Annotated in this window: 21 protein-coding genes and 1 riboswitch; of the genes, 14 read left to right on the plus strand and 7 right to left on the minus strand. The window is 42.7% G+C overall.

All coding sequences use genetic code 11. The features are described from left to right. Nucleotides 1-81 precede the first annotated feature (81 nt). Complete coding sequence (gene eutC, locus Q7V21_RS17185) at nucleotides 82-981, minus strand: ethanolamine ammonia-lyase subunit EutC (RefSeq protein ID WP_304918457.1); 900 nt, start codon at nucleotides 979-981, stop codon at nucleotides 82-84. Continuing rightward, nucleotides 974-2,386: an ethanolamine ammonia-lyase subunit EutB gene (locus tag Q7V21_RS17190; protein WP_304918458.1), complete on the minus strand. Its 1,413-nt coding sequence runs from the start codon at nucleotides 2,384-2,386 to the stop codon at nucleotides 974-976. The genes eutC and Q7V21_RS17190 overlap by 8 nt, the downstream gene beginning before the upstream one ends. A gap of 178 nt (nucleotides 2,387-2,564) precedes the next feature. Between Q7V21_RS17190 and Q7V21_RS17195 the strand changes: the two genes are divergently transcribed. Further along, a complete protein-coding gene (locus Q7V21_RS17195; RefSeq protein ID WP_304918459.1) occupies nucleotides 2,565-3,572 on the plus strand; it encodes a helix-turn-helix domain-containing protein in 1,008 nt (335 codons plus the stop codon). On the opposite strand, the gene Q7V21_RS17200 is transcribed toward Q7V21_RS17195, so the two are convergent. Together Q7V21_RS17200 and Q7V21_RS17205 are read right to left on the minus strand one after the other, a co-directional pair. Beyond that, complete coding sequence (locus Q7V21_RS17200) at nucleotides 3,565-3,903, minus strand: 5-carboxymethyl-2-hydroxymuconate Delta-isomerase (protein WP_304918460.1); 339 nt, start codon at nucleotides 3,901-3,903, stop codon at nucleotides 3,565-3,567. The two genes, Q7V21_RS17195 and Q7V21_RS17200, sit on opposite strands and share 8 nt — an antisense overlap. 20 nt (nucleotides 3,904-3,923) lie before the next feature. Continuing rightward, nucleotides 3,924-4,256 (minus strand): hypothetical protein, encoded by a 333-nt coding sequence (locus tag Q7V21_RS17205; RefSeq protein ID WP_304918461.1) that lies wholly within the window; start codon nucleotides 4,254-4,256, stop codon nucleotides 3,924-3,926. Between the two features lie 119 nt (nucleotides 4,257-4,375). Here Q7V21_RS17205 and Q7V21_RS17210 point away from each other — a divergent pair, with 119 nt between their 5' ends. The 3 genes from Q7V21_RS17210 (at nucleotide 4,376) to Q7V21_RS17220 (ending at nucleotide 6,922) form a co-directional block, all read left to right on the plus strand. After that, nucleotides 4,376-4,735: a FlxA-like family protein gene (locus tag Q7V21_RS17210; protein WP_304918462.1), complete on the plus strand. Its 360-nt coding sequence runs from the start codon at nucleotides 4,376-4,378 to the stop codon at nucleotides 4,733-4,735. Between the two features lie 236 nt (nucleotides 4,736-4,971). Then, the gene (locus Q7V21_RS17215) at nucleotides 4,972-5,538 is read left to right on the plus strand and encodes a glycine cleavage system protein R (protein WP_304918463.1); all 567 of its coding nucleotides are present in this window, start codon (nucleotides 4,972-4,974) and stop codon (nucleotides 5,536-5,538) included. 10 nt (nucleotides 5,539-5,548) lie between these two features. Continuing rightward, nucleotides 5,549-6,922 carry a PFL family protein gene (locus tag Q7V21_RS17220; RefSeq protein WP_304918464.1) on the plus strand — a complete coding sequence of 458 codons (1,374 nt, stop codon included), beginning with the start codon at nucleotides 5,549-5,551 and terminating at the stop codon, nucleotides 6,920-6,922. A gap of 72 nt (nucleotides 6,923-6,994) precedes the next feature. Here the strand turns inward: Q7V21_RS17220 and Q7V21_RS17225 are convergent, their stop codons facing one another. Next, complete coding sequence (locus Q7V21_RS17225; protein ID WP_304918465.1) at nucleotides 6,995-7,606, minus strand: VPLPA-CTERM sorting domain-containing protein; 612 nt, start codon at nucleotides 7,604-7,606, stop codon at nucleotides 6,995-6,997. Nucleotides 7,607-7,622: 16 nt separating this feature from the next. Then, a riboswitch (cyclic di-GMP riboswitch) is annotated at nucleotides 7,623-7,698 on the minus strand. 121 nt (nucleotides 7,699-7,819) lie between these two features. Between Q7V21_RS17225 and Q7V21_RS17230 the strand changes: the two genes are divergently transcribed. Both Q7V21_RS17230 and Q7V21_RS17235 read left to right on the plus strand, forming a co-directional pair. Continuing rightward, the gene (locus Q7V21_RS17230; protein ID WP_304918466.1) at nucleotides 7,820-8,305 is read left to right on the plus strand and encodes a hypothetical protein; all 486 of its coding nucleotides are present in this window, start codon (nucleotides 7,820-7,822) and stop codon (nucleotides 8,303-8,305) included. Between the two features lie 436 nt (nucleotides 8,306-8,741). After that, entirely contained in the window at nucleotides 8,742-12,056 is a 3,315-nt protein-coding gene (locus Q7V21_RS17235) for an EAL domain-containing protein (protein WP_304918467.1), read from the plus strand. A 62-nt stretch (nucleotides 12,057-12,118) separates the two neighbouring features. Here the strand turns inward: Q7V21_RS17235 and Q7V21_RS17240 are convergent, their stop codons facing one another. Next, the gene (locus Q7V21_RS17240) at nucleotides 12,119-12,337 is read right to left on the minus strand and encodes a YgdI/YgdR family lipoprotein (RefSeq protein WP_304918468.1); all 219 of its coding nucleotides are present in this window, start codon (nucleotides 12,335-12,337) and stop codon (nucleotides 12,119-12,121) included. Between the two features lie 212 nt (nucleotides 12,338-12,549). On the opposite strand from Q7V21_RS17240, the gene Q7V21_RS17245 reads away from it, so the two are divergent. Next, nucleotides 12,550-13,833, plus strand: coding sequence for a GGDEF domain-containing protein (locus Q7V21_RS17245; protein WP_304918469.1), 1,284 nt, complete (start codon nucleotides 12,550-12,552; stop codon nucleotides 13,831-13,833). Here the strand turns inward: Q7V21_RS17245 and Q7V21_RS17250 are convergent. Next, nucleotides 13,830-16,742 carry an EAL domain-containing protein gene (locus Q7V21_RS17250; protein ID WP_304918470.1) on the minus strand — a complete coding sequence of 971 codons (2,913 nt, stop codon included), beginning with the start codon at nucleotides 16,740-16,742 and terminating at the stop codon, nucleotides 13,830-13,832. The genes Q7V21_RS17245 and Q7V21_RS17250 overlap by 4 nt on opposite strands. 730 nt (nucleotides 16,743-17,472) lie before the next feature. On the opposite strand from Q7V21_RS17250, the gene Q7V21_RS17255 reads away from it, so the two are divergent. From Q7V21_RS17255 to Q7V21_RS17285, 7 genes are all read left to right on the plus strand, one after another. Further along, nucleotides 17,473-18,642: a methyl-accepting chemotaxis protein gene (locus Q7V21_RS17255; protein ID WP_304918471.1), complete on the plus strand. Its 1,170-nt coding sequence runs from the start codon at nucleotides 17,473-17,475 to the stop codon at nucleotides 18,640-18,642. A gap of 17 nt (nucleotides 18,643-18,659) precedes the next feature. Beyond that, nucleotides 18,660-19,028, plus strand: a complete 369-nt coding sequence (locus Q7V21_RS17260; RefSeq protein ID WP_304918472.1) for a response regulator — start codon at nucleotides 18,660-18,662, stop codon at nucleotides 19,026-19,028. A 39-nt stretch (nucleotides 19,029-19,067) separates the two neighbouring features. Continuing rightward, nucleotides 19,068-19,418 carry a lipid asymmetry maintenance protein MlaB gene (locus Q7V21_RS17265; protein ID WP_304918473.1) on the plus strand — a complete coding sequence of 117 codons (351 nt, stop codon included), beginning with the start codon at nucleotides 19,068-19,070 and terminating at the stop codon, nucleotides 19,416-19,418. Continuing rightward, nucleotides 19,415-21,643 (plus strand): chemotaxis protein CheA, encoded by a 2,229-nt coding sequence (locus Q7V21_RS17270; RefSeq protein ID WP_304918474.1) that lies wholly within the window; start codon nucleotides 19,415-19,417, stop codon nucleotides 21,641-21,643. The genes Q7V21_RS17265 and Q7V21_RS17270 overlap by 4 nt, the downstream gene beginning before the upstream one ends. Beyond that, a complete protein-coding gene (locus Q7V21_RS17275; protein ID WP_304918475.1) occupies nucleotides 21,640-21,852 on the plus strand; it encodes a hypothetical protein in 213 nt (70 codons plus the stop codon). Before Q7V21_RS17270 ends, Q7V21_RS17275 begins: the two co-directional genes overlap by 4 nt. After that, a complete protein-coding gene (locus tag Q7V21_RS17280; RefSeq protein ID WP_304918476.1) occupies nucleotides 21,849-23,489 on the plus strand; it encodes a methyl-accepting chemotaxis protein in 1,641 nt (546 codons plus the stop codon). Before Q7V21_RS17275 ends, Q7V21_RS17280 begins: the two co-directional genes overlap by 4 nt. A gap of 189 nt (nucleotides 23,490-23,678) precedes the next feature. Beyond that, nucleotides 23,679-24,203: a chemotaxis protein CheW gene (locus tag Q7V21_RS17285; RefSeq protein WP_304918477.1), complete on the plus strand. Its 525-nt coding sequence runs from the start codon at nucleotides 23,679-23,681 to the stop codon at nucleotides 24,201-24,203. Nucleotides 24,204-24,325: the final 122 nt, after the last annotated feature.

Consider the following 24,325-nt stretch of genomic DNA (forward strand, 5'->3'; position numbering starts at 1 on the left):
GCTTGCTGGGCATCCAATGCTGCCTGCAAGGATTCTAGTGTTGGCGAGTTTTCCATCTTACTATCCTCATTTTAGTTAAAGTCATTTCCCGTCCACCCCTTTTCGGTCAACTTTGCTGTCCAGCAAAAAGCTGGTTTGAACTGCGCTGTTATCAATGATCTTCTCAGTTGAACGATCCTTGATAGCAACACCAGAACACTGGAGTCTGCGAGCTTCACTCAGCAGATAAAGACATTTGTGTGCGGCAGCGGCGTAGGAAAGTCCGGCCAGTCGCACATTTGAAATACAGTTACGTTTGTCGTCAGTCAGGCCACGTTTTGGTGACCATGTCAGATATAAACCCAGGCTGTCCGGTGAGCTGAGACCGGGACGTTCGCCGATCAGAATCAATACCGCTCTGGCGTTTAATGCTTCGCCAATATCATCACCAATGGCCACCCGACCTTGATTGACCAGGCTGATCGGTGCCAGTGAGAAGTCTGGAATTTCTTTCAGCAATAAAGGCAATAAGCTGGAAATAAACGCTACGGCATTTTGGTGAATGGCAGTGGCAGATAAACCATCGGCAATCACCAGTGCCAAGTCATAAGGTTGGTTCGTAGAAAAAGGTTTCAGACTGGCAAAACCTGCATCATCTAACTGGCGGCCATAGTCGGGACGTTGCAGATAGTTCACGCGATCAATCGCTCGACTGTGTAACACCAGTGGCTTTTGTGAAGGGATTTGTGGAATTTCCTGCTTCAGCTGGAGCAGCTGTTGTTGCAGGGTTTCGACATCCAGTTCGGTATGCACTGCATCACGCGCTTGTGCATGGGCTAATTGAAATTCAAGGGTTTCACGAGTCGGGGTACTGACACCGGCCCGGCCGATACCAATTCTAGCTGCAGTAAATTGTCTGAGTTGACGCCATGGGTTATGGATAACCATGCTGTCGTCTGCAAGGTGTTCTTCAACAATCAACATATCCGCATCTTCAACCATGGTAATGCTTCACGGCAGAACTGCTGAGCGTACCGGCAAAGGCGGGTGGTAAATGATTAGTTAATTGTGCCAACCCCGCATTGCTCATAATCTGCATTTTTTCCAGCCAGGCTTCAAATTCCGGTGCAGCGCCTAAACCCAAAACTCGACGGGCATACAAAGCATCGTGAAACGAAGTGGTCTGATAATTGAGCATAATGTCATCAGAGCCAGGAATTCCCATTACAAATGAGCATCCCGCTGTGCCAAGCAGTGTTAGCAGGTTATCCATATCATTCTGATCGGCTTCGGCATGGTTGGTGTAACAAACATCACACCCCATCGGCAGACCCAGTAACTTGCCACAGAAATGATCTTCCAGTCCGGCGCGGGTGATTTCTTTGCCATCAAACAGATATTCGGGACCGATAAAACCCACTACAGTGTTAACCAGCAATGGACTGAATTTACGGGCCACAGCATAAGCGCGAGCTTCGCAGGTTTGTTGATCCAGACCGTGATGGGCATTGGCGGACAGGGAACTACCTTGCCCGGTTTCAAAATACATAACATTCTGGCCGACAGTGCCACGCTTAAGGGATAAAGCGGCTTGTTGGGCTTCAGCCAAGATCGCCAGATTAAAACCAAAACTGCTATTGGTTTTTTCAGTCCCGCCGATGGATTGAAATACCAGATCTACTGGCGCGCCATTTTCAATGCATTCCAATGTGTTGGTGACATGCGTGAGTACGCAGGATTGAGTAGGGATTTCATATAAAGAAATCACTTCATCCATTAGATTCATTAGCCGTGTGGCTTGCGTGACATTATCGGTTGCCGGATTAATACCGATAACCGCATCCCCTGAACCGTACAACAGACCATCCAGCATGCTAGCCGCAATGCCATTGACATCATCGGTCGGGTGGTTGGGTTGTAATCGGGTAGAAAGGCGTTTAGGTAAGCCAATGGTGTTACGAAACGAGGTGACGACACGACATTTCTGGGCAACCAGAATCAAATCCTGATTACGCATGATTTTGCTGACTGCTGCAGCCATTTCAGGTGTGATGCCAGGACTGACTTGTTTAAGCATTTCGGAACTGGCTTCATCGCTCAGCAGCCAGTTGCGAAAATCACCCACTGTTAAATGCGAAATAACCGAGAACGCATCAACATCGTGTTCATCCATAATCAAACGAGTGATTTCATCATCTTCATATGGCACTAATGCTTCATTTAAAAAAGTTTTTAACGGGACCTCAGCTAACAGTAATTGTGCTACAGCCCGTTGTTCAGCCGTGTCAGCAATGACACCGGCCAGACGATCTCCCGAGCGGGAAGGGGTCGCCTTTGCCATCAAATCTGCTAAATCTGCAAATTGATAGGTTTTGCTGCCCAACTGATAACGATAGCTTTGACCCATAAATTGCTTTAAATCCAATTAGATGGAATAAATATTGCACCTGAATAAACAAAGTTTACTAACTATGAATGCGATATCTATACCCAGCCAATATCGAAAATCGGCAAAAAAATATTGGGTTTATATTCAGTTACTTACTTAGCCGACATTGGCATTATTACTAAAACAGGTAAAGCAAATGACAGATAAATTGAAAGAATTTGCACCTAAACAAAGCGAGACTGTATCCAAATGGTGCGTTTTGGAAGCCAACGATGCGGATGAGCAGGCACATAATCTGAAAAACTGGCAGCAGCAGTATGATCAGATAAGCAATGGCCGTTTTTACGGCAAGATTGAAGAGGTGATGTTTGAGTCGATACATGCTTTTCGTGAGCACACCAGCCAAACGGTAAGACAACAATGTAATGTCTGGCCAAATGCCATTTGGCTGGGTTTTTCAGCTGACGATAAGTCCTGTCGCATCAATGGACATCATGTCAGCAGTGAGCACTTGATGATTCGTCCTGGAAGTACGCAATTCGAATTGGTGACACCGGAGCAATTCAATATTTTTGGTATTGTGATCAATCAGGACATCTTAAAAGAAGTCGCCCGTTTGCATGGAATAGATCTGGATATAAGCCTATTTCATTCCCCATTAAGGTTATGGCATTCCGAAAAACTGAATTCATTGCGTTATCTATTAAATGATGTGTTGAAACCGCAGCCAGACAATCTGATAAGACATCATCAGGAAGATATATTAATGATGGCGGTGCTGGAGATTTTGCAACAGAACGAGCATGAGATTCACGAGAAACCAAGCTTTGTGAAACGTCGGGCGGTGGTGCAAAAAGTGACTGCCTATCTTGATGCTCATCCAGATAAACCCATCACCATTACAGATATGTGCGCTTTGGCTTATGTGAGTCGGCGTACCTTGCAATACTGTTTTGAAGATGTGTTAGGAATCAGTCCGCTTAAATGTATGCGAATTTCCAGACTTAATGCCGTTCGACGGGTGTTGATAAACGGTTTAAAGGCAGATGAAACGATTTCAATGATCGCCCAGCAAAGGGGCTTTTTTCATGCTGGGCAATTCACTCATGACTACACCAGTCTGTTTGGTGAAAACCCGTCAGTTACAGCATTACGTCATCAGCAGGCTGCACCGGCTAAAGCAGTGAGTAATAGTATTAGGTAATAACAAGCTTGGCATAACTATCACTATCAATATCAACGGCTTCCGCAGTGATGGTAATAACCGTCAATCTGAGCTTATGCAGAGCCTGCAAAATACTCGCCGTTAAGTGCTGTTTTTGTTGAGCTGTTCGGCCGCCATGCAGACGTATTGTCACATGAATAAAGTCCCTGGAATTGTCAGCCAACCGAAAATGCTCATAAGCCACGGCGCGTGTTTTGATATGAGAAGCATCAAATAAATCTGATTCAACAACCGCTTGATGTACCGCTTCAACCAGCCGGGCAGGGTTGATATCAAGTGTGTTTGAATACTCAATAATGCAATGTGGCACAAGATTCCCTTTTAAGTTTGTTATCTGAGTAACAGATAAATACAAATCAGTACCGACACTGCAGACAGTCCTAGTGAGAGAAATAATAGATTTCGATAGGTTGTGATCTGTTTTTTGGCTTGTTCGGCTGCGGTTTCAAAGCCTGTTATTGCTTGCTGCATATTTTCGGCCAGCAGATGAATGGATTTGGCATTTTGTGTCGCTGCTGTTTGCAGCTCTTCGATTTGTTTTACCAGCACCGGATCGGCTTTAACTGCTTCAGGCTTGGCAGTAAATGCCGGAATAGCATAGGCAGCAACTTGTGCAACATAAGGTGCTACAGCCTTAATAATCGGTATAAATTGAATGGCCATAAATAAACTCGTTTCAGGGGCTGAGCTAAAAGATGTTTTTGGTTATAAACGTAGAGAAAAATTAAAGTTATGGTTATAAATGCCGTCTATAGAATTAGTGTGTTTGTGGAAACTTTAGCATGAGTAATCCGATTTCTGTTGATATGCGTTCCTTCACTGCATCCAGTGCCTCAACGGGCACCCGAAGTGGCGGACAGTCCTTAGATGCAAGGATCGCTGCGTTAAAGCAAAAACTGGCTGATCTGTTTGAAGATCTTAAACAAGCAGTTAAAGAGCAAACGCCAGATACTGAAGAAAAAGTCAAAATGCTACAAATGCAAATCCAGGTGACTCAAGCTCAAATCATGCAACTGGAAGCGTTGAAACAGCAAAAAATACAAGATGAACAACGTGCACAACAGCAAGCAGACTCAGCTAATAAGCAAACTCAAGCTCAGACATCATCAACTGTTGGTCAAAATATAAACTCCTTTATCTAACCATAATTTCTCGTCCAGCCGCCATTGAATTACGCCTAATTGACCTCATTTGGTAAGCTATCCGACTAAATCAATATCTGCCTACCGAGTTCCCCTAATAAAAAACGGCATTATAAATCCAATGCACACTGCGATATTGTCGCAAAGCCGTTGTCTATTAAGCTTCCGGTAGCCATCATTGATAACTGGCATTACCCACTAGATTTTAATCCATCGATCTCATACAAGGAGACATCGTGAATAAGGCACTTATTTCGGTTCTTGGCACCGATCAACCTGGCATCATGGCTGCGGTTGCCACAGTCATCACCGAACACGGCGGTAACATTGAAAACCTCAGTCAAACATTGCTTCAATCGGTATTCGGTGCGTTATTAATGGTTTCGATGCCCGAAGACGCTCAGTGTGAAGAATTACATCAGGCTCTGCAGCAAGTCGGCCAGAAAATGCGTCTGTCGATTCATGTTGACCCTTGGGATGAGCAATTAACAGCTTGGCAGGAAAATCCACCTGAAGTGCAACCTTATATTCTGACCGTGATTGGTCCGGATCGTCGTGGCCTGGTGGCAGAAGTGTCTACCCATCTGGCAAAACATGGTGTGAATATCACCAATATTCAGGCGATATTTAAAGGCGGAAAAAACCCGATGGATAATCTGATGGTATTTGAGGTCGATGTGCCGCGTGAAACGGTAATGCAGGACTTACGTGATGATTTGCAGGAAGTCTCGCAACGCCTTGATATCGAAATCGATACCCAACATCGCAAGATTTTTGAATCCGTGAGCAACATCAGCAATTAAGGAACCCCTCATGCTCAACGAAAAAGACATTATTTCAACTCTGATGATGGTGCGGGAACAAAACCTGGACCTTCGCACCGTCACCGTTGGTATCAATCTGACCGATTGCGTCAGTGATGATCTGGAAACATTTAAACGTAAAATTTACGACAAAATTACTCGCTACGCTGGTCAGTTAGTGGCTTCCTGTAACCGTATTGAAAGACGTTACGGCATCGAAGTTGCCAATAAACGTATTTCGATCAGTCCCATTGGTGTGGTCGGCGCACCTTTCAGCTCTGAACAGTTAGTCGAAGTTGCCATCACATTGGACAAAGCCGCTATTGAACTTGGGGTCGATTTTATTGGTGGTTTCAGTGCACTGGTGGAAAAGGGCATGAGTAAAGGTGATCAAGCCTTGATCGAAGCCATCCCACAGGCATTAACCCAAACCCAACGTATCTGTTCATCTGTCAATGTCGCCAGTACACGTGCTGGTATCAATATGGATGCCATCCTGCGTATGGGGCAGATCATTAAACAAGCCGCTGAACTGACGGCAGCAGACGATGGTTTGGCGGCGGCCAAGTTGGTGGTATTTGCCAATATTCCACAGGATGTACCGTTTATGGCGGGTGCTTATTTGGGCATCGGTGAAGCGGATGCTGTGGTCAGTGTCGGAGTAAGTGGACCGGGCGTAGTCAAAGCAGCTTTGGAAAAAGCGCTTGCTGAAGATGAAAATATGGATCTCAGTCGTGCAGCCGATGTTATCAAACAAACTGCTGCAAGACTAACGCGTGCCGGTGAATTGGTTGGCCGTGAAGTAGCACAATTACTGAATCTGCCATTTGGCATTGTTGATCTGTCTCTGGCACCAACCCCCAATCGTAATGACAGTGTGGGTGAAATCTTTGAAGCCATCGGTTTACCAGCTTTTGGTGCACCGGGTAGTACCGCATTTTTATCAATGCTTAATGATGCAGTGAAAAAAGGCGGCGCCTTTGCCAGCTCGCATGTAGGCGGTTTAAGTGGTGCATTTATTCCGGTCTGTGAAGATCTGACTATTGCCGAATCTGCCGCCAATGGCACGTTAAGTCTGGAAAAACTCGAAGCTATGACAGCCGTCTGTTCGGTGGGACTGGATATGGTTGCCATACCGGGTGATACCACAGCGGAAATGATTTCAGCTGTTATTGCCGATGAAATGGCGATTGGCGTGATTAACAAAAAAACCACTGCCGCGAGACTGATTCCAGCACCTGGCAAAAAGGCTGGTGATATCGTGCGTTTTGGTGGTCTTTTAGGCGAAGGACCAGTAATGGCGGTCAATATGGGCAGTCATGAAAACCGCTTTGTTCGATTAGGCGGACGTATCCCGGCACCGATTCAAAGTCTGGTGAATTAATCAGGCTTTGAAACCGAAATTAAAAAGCCGTGACAGAAACTGTCACGGCTTTTTTGAATGAAGATTAGAAAATTAGATTTGTTGGTTTTTTGCTCTTCTACGCAATGCCATAAAACCCATCAAGCCCGAACCGAATAACCAAACAGCAGCTGGCAGAGGAACTGCTGAGACTGAAACGTTATCCAGAATCGCACCTATATTATCGCCACCGGCGTTTGCGAAGGATAATTTATCGCCATCCACTAAATCGACCAGGAAGCTATAGGTTGTCCAGCCTGCATCCCAATCAATAACGAGAGCGTTTAATAGAGCACCAGCACCAAATAAAACGGTGACGGTATCAAAAGGGCCTTGACGTTGGTTACCTGACAAATCAAAGCTTACTTTATATTTACCTGCTGCAAATCCCTCCTTAGTGGTCATAACTCCTGCGTTACTAGAGGAACCATCGAGATCTACGCAGAAACTACCTGATGAACATACGATTCCCCATGGATTACCATTGCGAATCAAATCGACCGTACCGTCAGTAATGTCCCAGTTAATGAAAGTGTTATAGTTCAGTACCGAAGCAGCTTGTCCTTCTCCTTCAAAACCATCCTGTAAAGTTGAAATGAAAGCAGCGTGTGATATTGGAGCAAAAAACGCGGCTGAGAGAGCTAAAAGTCTTATTATGTTTTTCATTTTTTGTATCCTTAATTTTTGCGGCCCAGCCATCTCAGATGAGACCCGTGGCTTTCCGTCCTTAACTCACATTAAGTTTGGCAAAAGTTAAAAGAAACAGTGTCTTATACACAAGGCACCAAATGACCATATACCCTTTTTCAGGTGATTTTTAGTGTACTTTGGTACCAATAGACTTAATAAACAACTTAATTTAAGGCTCGTAACCTACTAATGTATAAGCTGGTTTTTCAGATCATCATCCGACAATGGGATAAGTCTCAACTTTCAGAGCAACATCAGCAGTCAAGGGCGGACTTACCAGATCGATATCCGATCAGTTCATCAGCTTTTGTTCTATCTTATGGGAAGATATTGCTTGATCAGCATGGTGATGATGTATCAGGAAATCGTGTTCGCCATCAGCTCACAGGAGCGGAATTTTTGTTAATCGATAGATTCCGTATTGATCTCAATGCCAAGACAGTTGAATTCAAACCACGCTTGCAGGCTGATGAACCACCCATACTGCTATCTAAGTTAGGTGACGGCTGGATACAGTGCCAGTATCAATGGCGCTATCGGATAGAGGAAGGTGGCTTTGTTTACTGGCTTTACGAAAATGTGATCGTCAACATCTGTTTTTTAGAAGAAATGGATGCAAGTGTTTTTATGGTTGAACCACCTCGGCAACGGTTTGAAAACCTGCTCTCCAGCTAGTCGACGTTAACCTGCGATGAAATTTCGAGCATGAAGTCTTCCTAAGGTAGATAATAAAAACCAAGGAAAAGTCGGTGGTTATTTCCCATACTGTGATGGGTTTACTTAGTTTTGCTGGCTATCGGGTATAAAATTTAAAAACGTGCGCTATAGCAAAATCATATTGTTATTCAATTAGTTTGAGTTAATTTCCCTTCGGGTAAACATCCCGTTTTTAGGTGAATAATATCCCTTGTAACATTATGGTAATACGCCTAACATGCCCGACATTTTGGGATAATAATAGTAAAGATGAATCCACAGTCTTTTTATTATAAAAACCTCAACAGGATAATCCTGGAATTTTTAATAAAATCAATAACATATTTTATTGTTGATTAAGGTGTCAAAAAATTTCCGATGAACAGCTCTGCCAAAACTTATCAGACATCCAACTGTGAATAGTCGTTTAGCCGATACTTCACCAGTGGCAATTGTGAAGTTTTGCCTTCAGAAAAATGATCAGCTAGTAATACTTGATAGTACAACGGTGATAGTCGATATTTTTGGTTTGAATGCTGAATCGATAATCGAAAAGCCTTCGCTTGCCTGGGCACTTATCCATGCCGATGACCAATTGACTATTCAACAGAATATGGTTGAATCAGCCAAAACCATGCAGCCGTTGAATCTTGTGTGGCGCGTTTTACACCCTCAAAAAGGTGAGGTTTTGGTGGACTGCAGGGCCATGCCGGAAGCGGTTGAAGAAAATGGCATCGTCTGGCATGGGTATTTTCAAAATATCACCGAGATAAAGCGTGCGGAGCAGGAGAATCAGGCGCATCTGTATTTTCTCGAATGTATGGATCAGGTCAACCGGGCCATTCAAGGCACCAATAACCTTGAACAAATGATGAGCGATGCGCTTGACGCGATCCTCAACTGTTTTGATTGTGATCGGGCATGGCTGGTTTATCCTTGTGACCCGCTTAGTGCTACATGGAGTGTCCCCATGGAGCAGACAACACCTGAATATCCAGGAGGAATGGTACCCGGAGCAGAATACCCAATGTTTGCTCATATGGCTGAAACCATGACAACTTTCTTGTCATCAAGCGAGCCGGTTACCTTTCAGCTAGATATTGATACACCTGATTCACCTGATGTTGTTAAGGATTATCAGGTGCGGTCGTTAATGGGCACGGCTATCTATCCTAAATTGGGCAAACCGTGGGTGTTTGGTTTACATCAGTGTTCCTATGCACGGGTGTGGACCAACGACGAAAAACGCTTGTTCAGTGAAATTGGTCATCGTTTATCAGATGCTTTAACCAGCTTGCTGATTTATCGCGAACAATGTGAGAGTGAGGAACGTTTTCGTCAGGCTTTTGAATTTGCTGCTATCGGCATGGGCATATTGTCGCTAAGTGGTCAGTGGTTGCGTGCCAATCATTCTATCTATGAAATGCTGGGCTATTCCGAAGCGGAATTACTGCAACTGACCTATCAGGAAATGAGCCATCCCGCCGATTTGCAAAAAGGCAAAGATGAGCTGGAACGACTGCTTGCTGGTGATATTCCATTTATGCAGATCGAGAAACGTTACCGGCATCGTAACGGACACTATTTATGGGCAAGACTGACGACCAGCATTGTCAGAGGAATCAACAATCAACCGCTGTATTTCGTCTCGCAGATAGAAAGTATTGAAGAGCAGAAAAAGTCTCAACAAAGTATCGCCCTGTTGAATTTTGCTATTAATCAGGTAACGGAATGTATTTATCTGCTAGATCATAAGGGACGCATACGCTATGCCAATGCCGAAGCCTGTAAATCTCTGGGATACAGTTACGATGAGTTAATTACCATGTCAGTTCCTGAGGTTGATCCGGACACTCAGCAATTGGAATGGAAGAAACATTGGAAAGAACTCAAACAACAACGCTCCATTCGTTTGGAAACGCATCACAAAACCAAAGCGGGCAAGATCATTCCGGTTGAAGTGAATGCCAATTATTTTGAATATGATGGTATTGGCTACAATCTGGCACTTACACATGACATTACCCAAAGAAAAGCGGTCGAAAGTGCCATGCGCGAGCAAGAGGAGCGTTTCCGCCAGTTAGCCGACAATATTGAAGAAGTGGTTTGGCTGACGAATCTTGCCATGGATAAAATCCTTTATATCAGTCCGGCATACCAAACAATCTGGGGACGCAGTTGCGACGCTTTGTACGATACTCCCGCCGCATGGCTGGAAACTATTCTTCCAGACGATCTTGGAATCGTTGAAGACGCAATTTCGCAAGGTAAACTCTCTGGCGAATTTGATATTGAATTTCGTATTGTTCGTCCAGATGGCAGTATGCGTCATATTCATCAACAAGCATTCCCTATCAGAAATGATAGGGGAGAAATTTATCGTATCGCCGGAACCGCACAGGACATTACCGAACGTAAAGAGCAAGAAGCGCATATCCAATATCTTGCCTATCATGACTCACTGACGGCCTTACCAAACAGGTTGTTGACGATGAATCGTCTGGAGCATGCGATTACTCATGCTATTCGCCACCCTGAAATATTAGCTGTTTTATTTCTGGATCTGGATCGTTTCAAAACCATCAACGACTCGCTCGGCCATCAGGCAGGTGATTTATTGTTACAGCAAGTCGGTTCACGCTTACTCGGCGTGTTACGGGATGAAGATACGATTGGACGGGTTGGGGGTGATGAATTCCTGATCCTGTTGCCAAGTCTGGACTCAGCAGAAGATGCTGCTCATGTTGCCAGCAAGCTGCTGGAAGTTCTCTCAGCACCTTTCAGCGTTTTGGGACGTCAACTTCATATAAACGCCAGTATTGGCATCAGCCTGTGTCCACGTGATGCGGATAACACTGAAATATTAATGAAATATGCTGATACGGCACTGTATCTGGCAAAAGAGCAGGGACGTGGCATATATCGTTTCTTCAGTCCTGATCTGGATGATCGTGTGCACGCGCGCTTGCAGCTGGAAAATGATCTACGAAGTGCACTGGATAACAACCAGCTGTATTTGCATTATCAGCCGCTGATGAATTTGGCTTCTGGAGAATGCATTGGCACAGAAGCATTACTGAGATGGTCGCATCCAGAACTTGGCATTATCTCGCCGGTGGACTTTATTCCTGTAGCAGAAGAAACCGGATTGATTTTACCTATCGGTAACTGGGTTTTACGTACGGCTTGTATCCAGGCCAAAAAGTGGCTTGATGCCGGTAAATCGAATTTCCGGATGGCAGTCAATTTATCCCGCAGACAGTTGGATTATGCCGGTTTAGCGAGTGATATCAGACAAATCCTTGATGAAACACATTGTCCGGCACATTTGCTTGAGTTGGAAGTGACCGAATCCAGTGCCATGCAAAATCCCGAGCAGGCGATTGTGATTTTGAATTCGTTGCATGAAATGGGCATATGTCTGGCTCTGGATGATTATGGAACGGGGTATTCAAGCCTGGCCTATCTGAAACGTTTCCCCTTTGATCGACTTAAGATTGATCGCTCATTTATTGATGGTATTCCAACAGATGCAGATGATATGAGTATTGTGCAGACAACCATCATTCTTGCCCGACAATTACGCTTAAATGTGCTTGCCGAAGGCGTGGAAACTCAGGCGCAATGTGATTTTCTCAAACAAAATGGTTGTGATGAAATTCAGGGCTATCTGTATGCCAAGCCGATGTCGAATGAAGATGTGGAAAAGCGCTTTGACTATAAAAAATAAGTAACTATGTAAAACCTTTCATCAGCTGAATTAGGTGGCGGGTCCGAAGCCCGCCATAGGAATTAACGCTCTTTGATCGAACTTACATCCTCAATTGGGATTTGGTTTTCTCGACCTTCACTATCTTTGTATTCCACCATTCCGGTTTCATTGTTCAGTTCAGGTTTGGTTGCGCTATCAATCATCTGACCATCATTGGTCGCGATAATATGGTCTTTGGCGCAAGCTGCCAGACCTAGAAACAAAATAGCAAAAAATACAGTGGTTAATGACTGCTTCATGAGTACCTCCTGGAGTGAAAAAACTGAAACGTCATAGGTACGACGATTAGGCATCCAGATGGTTGCATGAGATTTTTCCTGACTTACAGGTGAAAAATTGAATCCGGTCCTGGATAATTTCCTGGCTCGATTCGGATAATCTGTTGGATTGATATGTGATTTACACATTCCAATAAGCTTGTCAGATTCCCGTCAACACGTAAGAATGTGCCATGGATAAACCTTTATTAGATTCTTTTAGCGAATATGTACATCTACTGCTTGATGCGATTTGTGTCGTAGACGAACACAGTCGCATTATTTATGTCAGCAATGGCGCGCATCGCGTTTTTGGCTATTCACCAGAAGAATTGATCGGCAAGAAAATGCTGGATTTTCTGCATCCGGATGATCACGATAAAACCCAGCAAAGCATCGACACAGTCATGCAAGACAAGCATGTACTGGATTTTGAGAACCGTTATATTCGCAAAGACGGTCAAGTCGTGCATTTACTCTGGTCAACCAGTTGGTCTGATCAGCATAAAATGCGGCTTGGTGTTGCTCGTGATATTACTCGTATCAAAGCCGCTGAGGCCATGCAAAATTCCTTGATTGCCATTTCGGATACCGCACATCGAACCAATGGCATCAAACAAATCTGTCAGCAAATTTTATTTCACCTCGACACCCATCTCGCTATTGCCACTTTTGGCATTGTTACCTCTCCAGCGAATGGGGAGCGATGGCAAACTGTTTTTGAGAGTGTTGGTGGCTGTACCAGTATATTGTCAAAAGAGTTGAAGCAGCGCTTTATTGCTGACAATGAAATCACATTGGAAGCTGTTGACGACAAACTCATGTTGTTAGTGCCACTGATTTTTGATGATGAGTCTCATGGGATTATCGTTTTGGCGTTAATGGAAGAGGAATATTCACTCAATGAAAATGATCGGGCGTTACTAACCTTTACGGCTTTGCAGATTGCCACCGCAATTGAACGCCATCAGCGCTTTGAGCGACTGCAACATCTTGCTTTATATGACACTTTAACCGGATTGCCCAATCGCGAACTGTTTCAGGATAGGGTGCAACGATCTTTATTACGAGCCAAGCGTGAAAAAAGTCATTTTGCCCTGATGTATCTGGATTTGGATAAATTCAAAGCGGCCAACGATACTTTTGGACATGCGGCAGGAGATTATCTGTTGAAGGAGGCGGCGCAGCGTATCACCGCTTGTGTACGTGAAACCGATACGGTGGTGCGATTTGGTGGTGATGAATTTGTGGTACTGCTGGATAACATTGAAAACCGCCAAGGCGCATTCAATGTTGCTGAAAAAATTCGCTTGGTACTTTCTGAACCTTACCAATGGCAAGGACATGAAATAGAGCTTTCAGTGAGTATTGGTATCTCTGTGTTTCCGGAGCAGGGCGAGCAAATCACTCAACTTATCGCTGCCGCCGATGAGGCAATGTATAAGGCTAAAAAGCGTGGTAAAAACTGTATTTCTTAATGCTTCAGGCTGCCTTGAGAATAACGATTCTGTTTAATCCATTCTTCTTCAAACTCATTGATGGTGAGGGGATACGAAAAGAAGTAGCCCTGGGCATAATCACAGCCTAATACTTTCAATGCATTAGCTGTTTCTAAATCTTCAACACCTTCAGCCAAGGTTTTCATACCAAAAATCTGTGCTGTTGAAATGATGGTTTTAACGATGGCCATATTTTTACTGTCATTGAGCATATTGCGAATGTAGAACATATCGATTTTTAAAATATCAGCTTCAATATTTCGCAGGTAGCTAAGCGAGGAATGGCCCATACCAAAGTCATCTATCGCCAGAACAAAATTTTCCAACTTGAGTTTTTTAATAACTTCTATCGCAGTTTCCGGATCATGCATGATCCCTGTTTCGGTAAGTTCCAGTTCAAAATCTTCAGGTGTTAGGCCAGACTGTTTTACCTTCGCAATAAACTCATCAATGAAAACTAAATCATCAATGCTCTTCGCAGAGATATTTATCGCCATCCGGATCCCATGGTCAGTAAACAACGCATAACCGTGTTGTTTCCAGGATAACAGCGCTTTGCTGGTTTTTTTAACCACCAATTTGGTAACTTCATTGATTAAGCCACGCTCTTCGGCAATTGGAATAAAAACACCGGGTGGAATACTGCCGAGAGAGCTGTCATCCCAGCGTAACAGGATTTCAGCGCCGGAAAGTTGCAGAGTCTGGGTATTTACTTGTGGCTGAATTCTGATTGAGAAGCTATTTGGGTCAAATTTCAAAGAATATTCAATCCGTTTCGCGATAAGCGAACGTCGCTGTATTCCTTCGCCAAGTTGTACATTGAAAAAGTAACTGGATTGCAATTTTTCTTTTGCCATATCCAGTGCAATAGCAGCGCCTCTGGTAAGTGTTTCAAAGGTATCAGCATCCTGAGGATACAAAGCAATTCCGGTTCTCGTGTTCACCATCACTTTTGAGTCAGCAATAATAAATGGTGCTTTCAATGTATCTTGCAATCTTGTGACCATCATTGCCGCGGCATCAACCGAGTTGACTACCGCTGCCAGAGCAAATACTTCACCATTGATTCTGGCAAGCGAGTCAAACTCACGATCTATTGCCCTGTGATCGATATCGAAATTTTTACCATGCTCATTAAAGACATAACGTGCCAGTGTATCGGCACTTCGGATGGTGCTGGAGATACGTTGACCGACAGCATGTAACAAGCTATCGCCAACGTGATAGCCGAGTGTTTCTTTAACATCTTCATGATTGACCAAATCAAGGTAAACAACAGCAATGGTGTAGTTGTAGCGTTTTGATAGTTGGAGCAGATGTTTAACACGATCAGTAAACAGGTTTTTGTTCGCAAGCCCGGTTAATTCATCAAAATAGGCAAGTTGTTTGATCCTATGTTCTTTGGCTTTGATATCCGTCAAATCTCGCCAGACTACCTGTATGCAAGCCTCACCATGGAAGATGACCGGGGTCAACGTTACTTCGGTAGGAGTATTTTCGCCTTGGGTAGTGTTCTGAAGCCATTCAAATCGTTGATAACCCTCCGTCAATGCCTTGGAGATATAGTGTTTCGCAAGCTCTTTACTGGGGCCTCCAGGTTGATTGACAGGAGAAATTTCTAATGGAGACAGGCCAATCAAATCTTGACGAGACGACATCCCATAAAGTTTGACAGCAGCATCATTACATTCAGTAATGACCATTTTCTTACTGATGATGCCAATGGCATCGGATGATTTTTGCAATAAAATCGCAATCTGTTTTTCGTTTTGCTGACGCAATCTATCATTTTCAACCAGAGTTTCGGTTAATCGATCGCGTATTTTTCTCGCCTCATACAGACTCTCAAGTGTTTCCAGAATCGGAGTGAGACGTTCAACAGTATTCTCGTTATAACCACCTTCAGCATTGGCAAGCCCAATCATGCCGACGATACTGCCATTATGGTAAAAAGGAAGACCGAGATAAGAGTCCAGCGCAGGATGACCTTCCGGGATGCCTCCTGAACGGCTATCGGTGTTGGGGGCGTTGGTAATGACAGGTTTACCGGTAGTCATTACGTTGCCAAGCAAATTATCGAGATTATGAAACTCAAGTCCGTTTGCCTGATTTGATTCATATAACGCCCGGGTTTCATCATTCCAGGCGATATTGGTTAACGCACGCAATTTCAGATAAGGCGCGTCATTCTCATCACGAAGAACATCGCCAATCAAACCAAAATCACTATTGGTAAACGCTATCAGCTCATTTAACAGCAACTCCAAGGCACTGTCGTATGAGGCATTCAGAATAAACGCTTTTTGAATGAGATCGATGGTTTTTTGGAGCCGTAATTGATCATCATATTTATCAGATACTTCTTGTCTTGCCGCCTGTATCGACTCATGACTGGCATACATATAAGCATCAAACGCCAACGTGATATCCAGTAAGGCAACCTTGTACAAAGCGTGGATGGATGGTTCGATTAAGGCAGGTGTCTGAAAGAGAATTTTAGTGATGTAATGACTTGTCAGCTCAAGATAGACGGCATATGAGCCGATGTACCACTGTGTGGTTAGACCCACTCGTTCATGAGCGATACCAACACGAATACGATCTTTTGCGTAATCCAGATTGTATTCACCGGCTGTCAGTTTACGGAAGTAAACTTTTTGTGTGGATTGTAACCGGGTTCTGACTTGAGGATCTGCCAGTAATTCCTGGGCAAAATCGAATGACATCAAATGATCGTAAAACGAGTTTATTAACTCGGTTTCGTATTTTTGCAGGGGGAGATGTAATGCACAAAGAAGCTCAATGTCTTCAGTGCGTAAGCGAATTAAGTTCTTACGTTCCTGAAAACTCGTCTCATCAAGCGCTAAATGTCGGAATATGGCTTCCATTGCATTCACCATCCTTAACATCCATATTTTTCAGAGCGGCCTTGCAGAGCAAAAGTTTCACATTACTCAGCAATTGATGACTAATTTAGTCAACAATTCTGCGAAGACTAAAATATACCTCTTTTACGGGAAAAAGAACCCCTTTTTACGTAATAAATTTTCGCTGTTTATTTTTGTCGGCAGGAGTGGCATGAGAGTTTTCAAACTGTGAACGAGTAGTTTGATAAATGTAACGACAAAGCTTTAAACTTCCCAATCGATAAGAGCTCATGTTCATTGCTAAATCAAAATTTGATAGGCGGGCCTAGATACAACAGTAATCTGCATTAACTGACTTTATCTGAGGGTCCACTCGTAAGTTTATCCTAACCCATTGAATTTGAAATGATATTCAAAATTTACGAGATATTTTTTGAATCAAAAAAACAGAGTGAGATACTTGATTCTCGAATATTTGATCTGTTTTTTATCGATAATCTATGTCTAGTAAAGTGGGAAGAAGTCCTTGAGAAAGCTACTGAGCTTCACAGGATGATTGGGATAAGTTACTGTTACTTAGTCTTTCATTTTCACTTTGTTGGGCAAAAGTTTTGGTCACTACTTCGGCTTTTAATTTCTTTATTGCATAGGCAGCCGAAGTTATTTAACTAACATTACTGGAAAGTCTAAAGTTTGTTCTCGCCTTGTCCGATAGATGATTTGTAGATGTAAAGAATCAAGGAATGTTGTGATGATTAAAAAAAATATTTGGATAAAGCCCACTGCTATACCTGTGCTAGCGTTGGGCTTTTTTGCAGGAGTAGCAATATGGTTAGCGAGTCATCTGAATTCATATTCGATCTACGGAATGGTTCTTGGGTGCTGGATAGTGACCGTTGTTATTTCGTTAGTTATAAGTCGAAAGTATCAGCAGGCAAAAGACCGCATTACTGATCTTGAACAATTATCTACAAACATGTCACAACAACCTGAACAGGAAGATAATTTAAGAAAATTATGCCGAGACTTGCTTCCAATCTGGTCTGGTCAGATTCAACTTGCCAGCAGCATTACTGAGCAGGAAGTTACTGCGTTAGTTGAGCGTTTTTCGCGTATTTCACAGATGCTGTCAGAGACAACAAATAACAGCAAACACATAGAAGGTGGAAGTGGCAATTCTTTGATAGAGCTCTTTAACGACAGTGAGCAAAAGCTGCAGTCAGTAGTTGAATCTTTCCATCAAGCTTTATTAGCAAAAAATAATTTATTGGCAGAAATAAACGATTTATCCCAATTGACTAAAGATTTAAGCGGTATGGCTGGAGAAGTTGAGAAAATTGCAAGCCAAACTAATTTATTGGCATTGAATGCTGCCATTGAGGCCGCTCGTGCTGGAGAGTATGGACGAGGTTTTGCTGTAGTTGCTGGTGAAGTACGAAATTTATCTGTTCAATCCGCCGGTAGCGGAGGACTTATCCTGCAAAAGATGGATGAAATTAATCAGAAAATTTCCAATACTGTGGCCATTTCAAATGAATTCGCCAAACAAGATGCTGACATGGTGGGGCACGCCGAGCAGCTGATTGGATCAGTACTCGACAAATTTCGAAATACAACGGAAACATTTCGTCAACAAAATGAAAACATGTTTCGAGAAGCTGAGTCACTTCAAGAAGAAATTGGCAGTGTATTAGTGGCTTTTCAATTTCAAGATCGTGTTTCACAAATTTTAGACAACCTTCGCAATAATCTTAATCGACTGAAAAATGAATTAGATGATGGCAGTAATGTTTCAGAGATTTTTGATGAAGCGTGGTTATTAGATTTAGAAAATTCATACACGATGCCCGAACAAATAGCCGTCCACAAGGGCGGGACAGTATCCACCAAGAATGACGAGCAAGAAGTTACATTTTTTTAATACATGGAGAGATATACATGGCAAAAACCATCATGATAGTAGACGATTCAGCTTCATTGAGACAGGTAGTGGGTATTGCTTTAAAAGGTGCCGGCTATGATGTTATCGAAGCCTGTGATGGTCAGGATGCATTGTCGAAACTGACTGGTCAAAAAATTCATTTGATAGTCAGTGATGTAAACATGCCCAACATGGACGGCATCACATTTGTTAAAGCTGCAAAACAAAAACCTGAATACAAATTTACCCCAGTCATTATGCTGACCACTGAAGCTAGCGATGAAATGAAACAGCGTGGACAGCTTGCCGGTGCCAAAGCATGGATGGTTAAGCCTTTTCAGCCTTCACAGATGTTGGCCGCTGTATCGAAATTGATAATGCCTTAATGAATAAACTTCACTAATTATCAATGGGGGGGAGCTTACATGCAGATAGAGGTAGATAAACTCAATGCAGATCAAACAAAAATGTGCCTCATTGGGGAAATGACAATTTTCCACATCAATGACATTAAAGAAAGTCTAGTAAAACAGTTTAATGAAGCCAATGAGTTACTGATTGATTTGTCGGGGGTATCCGAGATTGACACTGCAGGTCTACAGGTTTTAATTCTTTTTAAAAATGAGGCTTCAAAAAAGAAAAAGAAACTGGTATTGGCTGAGCATAGTCAACCAGTGGTTGATCTCTTGGAGATAAGTCATTTAAACCAATTTTTTGGCGATCCGGTGTTGTTACTTTCCGCTCAAACTGCTGAAAAAAGTGAGAAAAAATTATGAGTATGGAGGAAGCGTTACAGACTTTTCTGACAGAAAGTAGAGAGCTTCTGCAGGATATGGAAGAGTCGCTATTAAAACTGGAAGAAACACCGAAAGATAATGATCTGATAAATGCGATTTTCCGTGCCGCTCATACTATTAAAGGTTCTGCAGGACTCTTTGGACTCGATCACATTGTTGCGTTTACTCATGTTGCCGAAAGTGTTCTAGATAAGGTGCGTGATAACGAAATTCAAATGGACAAAGACTTAGTCGCGCTATTTTTATTAGTTTGTGATCAGTTGAATGTTCTCATTGAAAATATCTCCAATGCTGTCACCGACTCTAGTGAAATTCAGCAGAAAAGTGATGAGCTGGCAAATTCACTAAACTGCTACTTGGAAAATACTCCCAGCGATAAAATCACAGTTCCGGAAAAACGAACCACATCAGACAGCGATAATATTTCTTATCAAGAATCAGTAAATACTGTAGCCACTGATAATTGGCATATCTCTCTGCGTTTTGACAAGGAAGTGCTTCGTAACGGCATGGATCCTTTTGCCTTTATTCACTATCTCAATACGTTGGGCAGAGTTGTCAATCTAGTCACATTAAGTGATGCATTGCCAGCAGTCGGCGAAATGGACCCGGAATTATGCTACTTAGGGTTCGAAGTTGCTTTTAAAAGTGACGCCACAAAGGCAGAGATTGAAGGTGTTTTCGAATTTGTACAGGATGAAAGCGATATTCGAATTATTCCCCCTCGCAGTAAGATTAACGAATATATCAACCTCATCGACGCGCTACCTGAAGAAGAATTGCCGCTTGGCCAGATTTTGGTGCGATGCGGCACGCTGACTGAGTCAGAGTTAGAGAAAGCCTTACAGTTGCAACAAGGCGGCGAGGGTGAACCTTTGGGTGAAGTACTTGAATCACAGAAAATGGTTGAAACGCCTGTTGTAGAGGCAGCCCTTGAAAAACAAAAACAAGTTAAAAGTAACATAGCCGCCACCAAGGACACTATTCGTGTCGAGGCGGATAAACTTGATCACATGATCAACTTGGTGGGAGAACTAATTGTCGCCAGTGCTGGTGCCAGCCTGATTGCTCAGAACACCGGTATCCAGCCATTATTAGAGGCCAATGCCACTATTTCAAGATTGGTTGAGGAAGTCCGTGACTCTGTACTCACCCTAAGAATGGTGCAAATTGGCGCTACATTTAATCGTTTCAATCGAGTAGTTAGAGATGTCAGTCAGGAAATTGGAAAAGAGATCAGTCTCAAAATTTCAGGTGCTGATACCGAGCTTGATAAGACGGTAGTTGAAAAAATTGGCGATCCACTAACCCATCTCGTACGAAATGCTATCGATCATGGAATCGAAGCTCCACAAATCAGGTTGGGAAAAGGTAAGCCAGCAAAAGGCACCGTTCATCTCAATGCATATCATGATTCCGGAAGCATAATTATTGAAGTTTCTGATGATGGTAGTGGGCTGAACCGTGACAAGATTTTTAATAAAGCGGTGGATCGTGGACTCGTTAGTGCAGATCAGAGTATGACCGAGCAAGAAGTATATAACCTGATATTTGAGCCCGGCTTTTCAACCGCTGAAAGCGTTTCCAACCTGTCTGGCCGTGGTGTTGGTATGGATGTCGTCCGCCGTAATATTCATGCCTTGCGTGGTGAAGTAAATCTAAAGAGCAAAGAAGGCGTCGGGTCGACTGTACAAATCCGTTTACCCCTAACGTTGGCGATTATTGATGGCTTCCTTGTTGGGGTTGGCGATCAGAGTTATGTGATTCCACTGGATGTTGTTGACGAATGTGTCGAATTGTCTGCCTGGCGTAACAGCCATTCTGACGGCGATTTTCTTAATTTGCGTGGTGAAGCCTTACCTTACGTGAAAATGCGCGATATTTTTGGCATTCACGGTACTCCAGCCAAAAGAGAAAATGTAGTGGTTGTTCAAGTTAATGGTAAAAAAGCCGGTTTTGTTGTTGACCGATTAATGGGAGAGCTACAAACCGTTATAAAGCCTTTGGGAAAAATATTTCAAGGGACACAAGGATTGGCTGGATTTACCATTTTAGGCAGTGGTGATGTTGCATTGATAGTAGATGCAGCTGAATTAATTAAAAAGACCATGCATGCTGAAAAAATTAATTTTGAGACTTTTACAGAACCTCGTAAAACCGACAAATTAGCTTTAACTCATGACAAAGGAGTCAGTCCAAAATGAGTCTCTTAAATCAACCATTCGAAGATGATGGATTGAATGGATTGCTTGTTAGTTATCCATCTTCAAGGATATTTCTCTTTGGGAAATACCCAATAAACGAACATTTTAAGGAAATTAATGAGGGAAAGTCCGTTTATAAGCGTTTTATAAGTATGGCTTTTACAATATTTAAAATTAAAAAATCTTTTACGCAAGGGGTGGTTGTATGAGTATGTTAAATAACATGAAAGTAGGTATGAAGCTGGGTCTTGGATTTTTCACCTTGATTCTGCTTATGGGGTTATTGGGCTTTGTTTCATTATTTGAAATGGATAAAGTCAATGACCAATCCACCATCATAAGCACAAACTGGTTACCTAGTATTGATGCTATTCATACAATGAATACAGCTACTTCGGATTATCGTATCGAAGAATTAAGGCATATATTATCTACCAGCCCTTCTCAAATGGTTGAACGTGAAAAAAACATGGAGCAGCTTCGGGCTGTTATTAAAGCAAATCAAGATCTCTACGAACCTTTAATGGTCTCAGATGAAGAGAAGAGATTATTCACAAATTTTCAGAATACTTTCAACGCTTATATAGGTATCAGTGAAAAGGTGTTTGTACTCTCGCGAGATATGAGAACTGAAGAAGCAATGGAATTAATGGCCGGTGATTCAAAAAAATACTTTGACGAGTTTTCTACAGAATTATCAAATTTAGTGGATTTAAATATCCAAGGCGCTCAAGCTGCCAGTGAATATGGTGATAGTGTCTTTGAAGAGGCGCGATTAGTCACAATCATCTTAATTGTCGTTAGTGCACTGCTTGGAACCATTATTGCAATCGTTATTATACGAAACCTGTTGAATCAGTTAGGTGGCGAACCTGCTTACGTTACCGATATTGTTTCTAAAGTGGCAGCCGGTGACCTTACGGTTCAAGTTGAGCTTAAGAAAGGCGATAACAGTAGCATGCTGTTTTCTGTTGACAATATGGTTCAGAAGTTATCAGAAGTTGTTTCCGGAGTAAGCAGCGCGACAGATAATTTATCTTCTGCTTCTGAAGAAATAAGTTCCACTGCCCAAACCATGTCACAAGCCACCAGCGAGCAGGCAGCAAGTGTCGAAGAAACCTCAGCTTCAATTGAACAGATGTCTGCATCGGTCAATCAAAATACAGAAAATGCGAAGATAACCGACAGTATGTCTAGCCAAGCCGCATCGCAAGCTGTGGAAGGCGGACAAGCTGTAACTGACACTGTTTTAGCAATGAAACAAATCGCTGAAAAAATCGGCATCATTGATGATATTGCATACCAAACCAATCTTTTGGCGCTGAATGCCGCTATTGAAGCTGCACGTGCTGGTGAACATGGCAAAGGCTTTGCTGTTGTAGCAGCTGAGGTCAGAAAGCTGGCTGAACGTTCACAAGTCGCTGCACAAGAAATCGGTGAAACGGCAAAAAGTAGTGTTAATCTTGCCGAAAAAGCTGGCAAGCTGCTTGACGAAATTGTTCCTGGTATTACTAAAACAGCTGAGCTGGTCCAAGAAATCACAGCTGCGTCTTCTGAACAAGCCACAGGCGTTTCACAGATTAACTCGGCCATGGATCAACTGAATCAAGTCACTCAACAAAATGCATCAAGCAGTGAAGAGTTAGCATCAACAGCCGAAGAAATGAGCAGCCAAGCTGAAATGCTTAAAGAGTTGATGGAGTTTTTCACAGTAGATAACGGAAATTCATCTACTACGAGTCGTAAGAATACATCTGGACGAAATAATTTATCAGCTTCTAATCGTAGCAATAAAGAAACGAAAGCAGCTTCATCTGAAGAAAACTCAGGCTTTGTTCGATTCTAATATTGTTATCCCCCGATATAGCTCCAATCCTAGGAGCTATATCGGTTTTTTTTGAAGCGGTTTGTGAATTTTAAGACAACTCTTTTTTATTTAAACGATGTTTATTGTCTTGATTAATGAGCATCATTTAGCAGAGAGTTTCACAAGGTTCATATTAGATAACGCTAGCGTAGATTATGGAGCAAACAAATGAGTTCACCAATTGTAGTAAATGAATACTCAGATGTGACCGAAGTGCAAGAACAACATCAATATTTGACCTTTATGCTGAAGGGAGAAATATTTGCAATTGGCATATTGTCGATCAAAGAGATTATTGAGTATGGCAAATTGACTGAAGTGCCAAGCATGCCGGATTTTATCCGAGGGGTTATTAATTTGCGTGGTGCTGTGGTTCCAGTTGTCGATCTGGCAGCACGATTTGGTAAAACAAACACCGAAATTGGTCGACGTACCTGTATTGTCATTATTGAAGTAAATAACGCTCAAACGACGCAAGTTATTGGTGTGATGGTTGATGCAGTCAACGCTGTTCTTGAAATACCTTCCAATCAAATTGAAGCTGCTCCGAGTTTTGGTGCAAAAATCCGAGCTGAGTTTATTAAAGGTATGGGAAAGATAGAGGGTAATTTTGTCATTATTTTAGATGTTGACAAAGTCCTGTCACAAGATGAACTGGATGTTGCAACTCAAGTTGGCGAGGGTGCTGAATGATTGGCGTTTTTATCATAAGGCCTATTTGATTTCGTACATGATTCTCAACCAATAGGCTATTTAATACCGTTTGTTCATGAATATGAAAAAGAGGGTGTCAGCGGCGGAGAATTGGCAAAGGA

The sequence above is a fragment of the Methylophaga sp. genome (assembly GCF_030651745.1).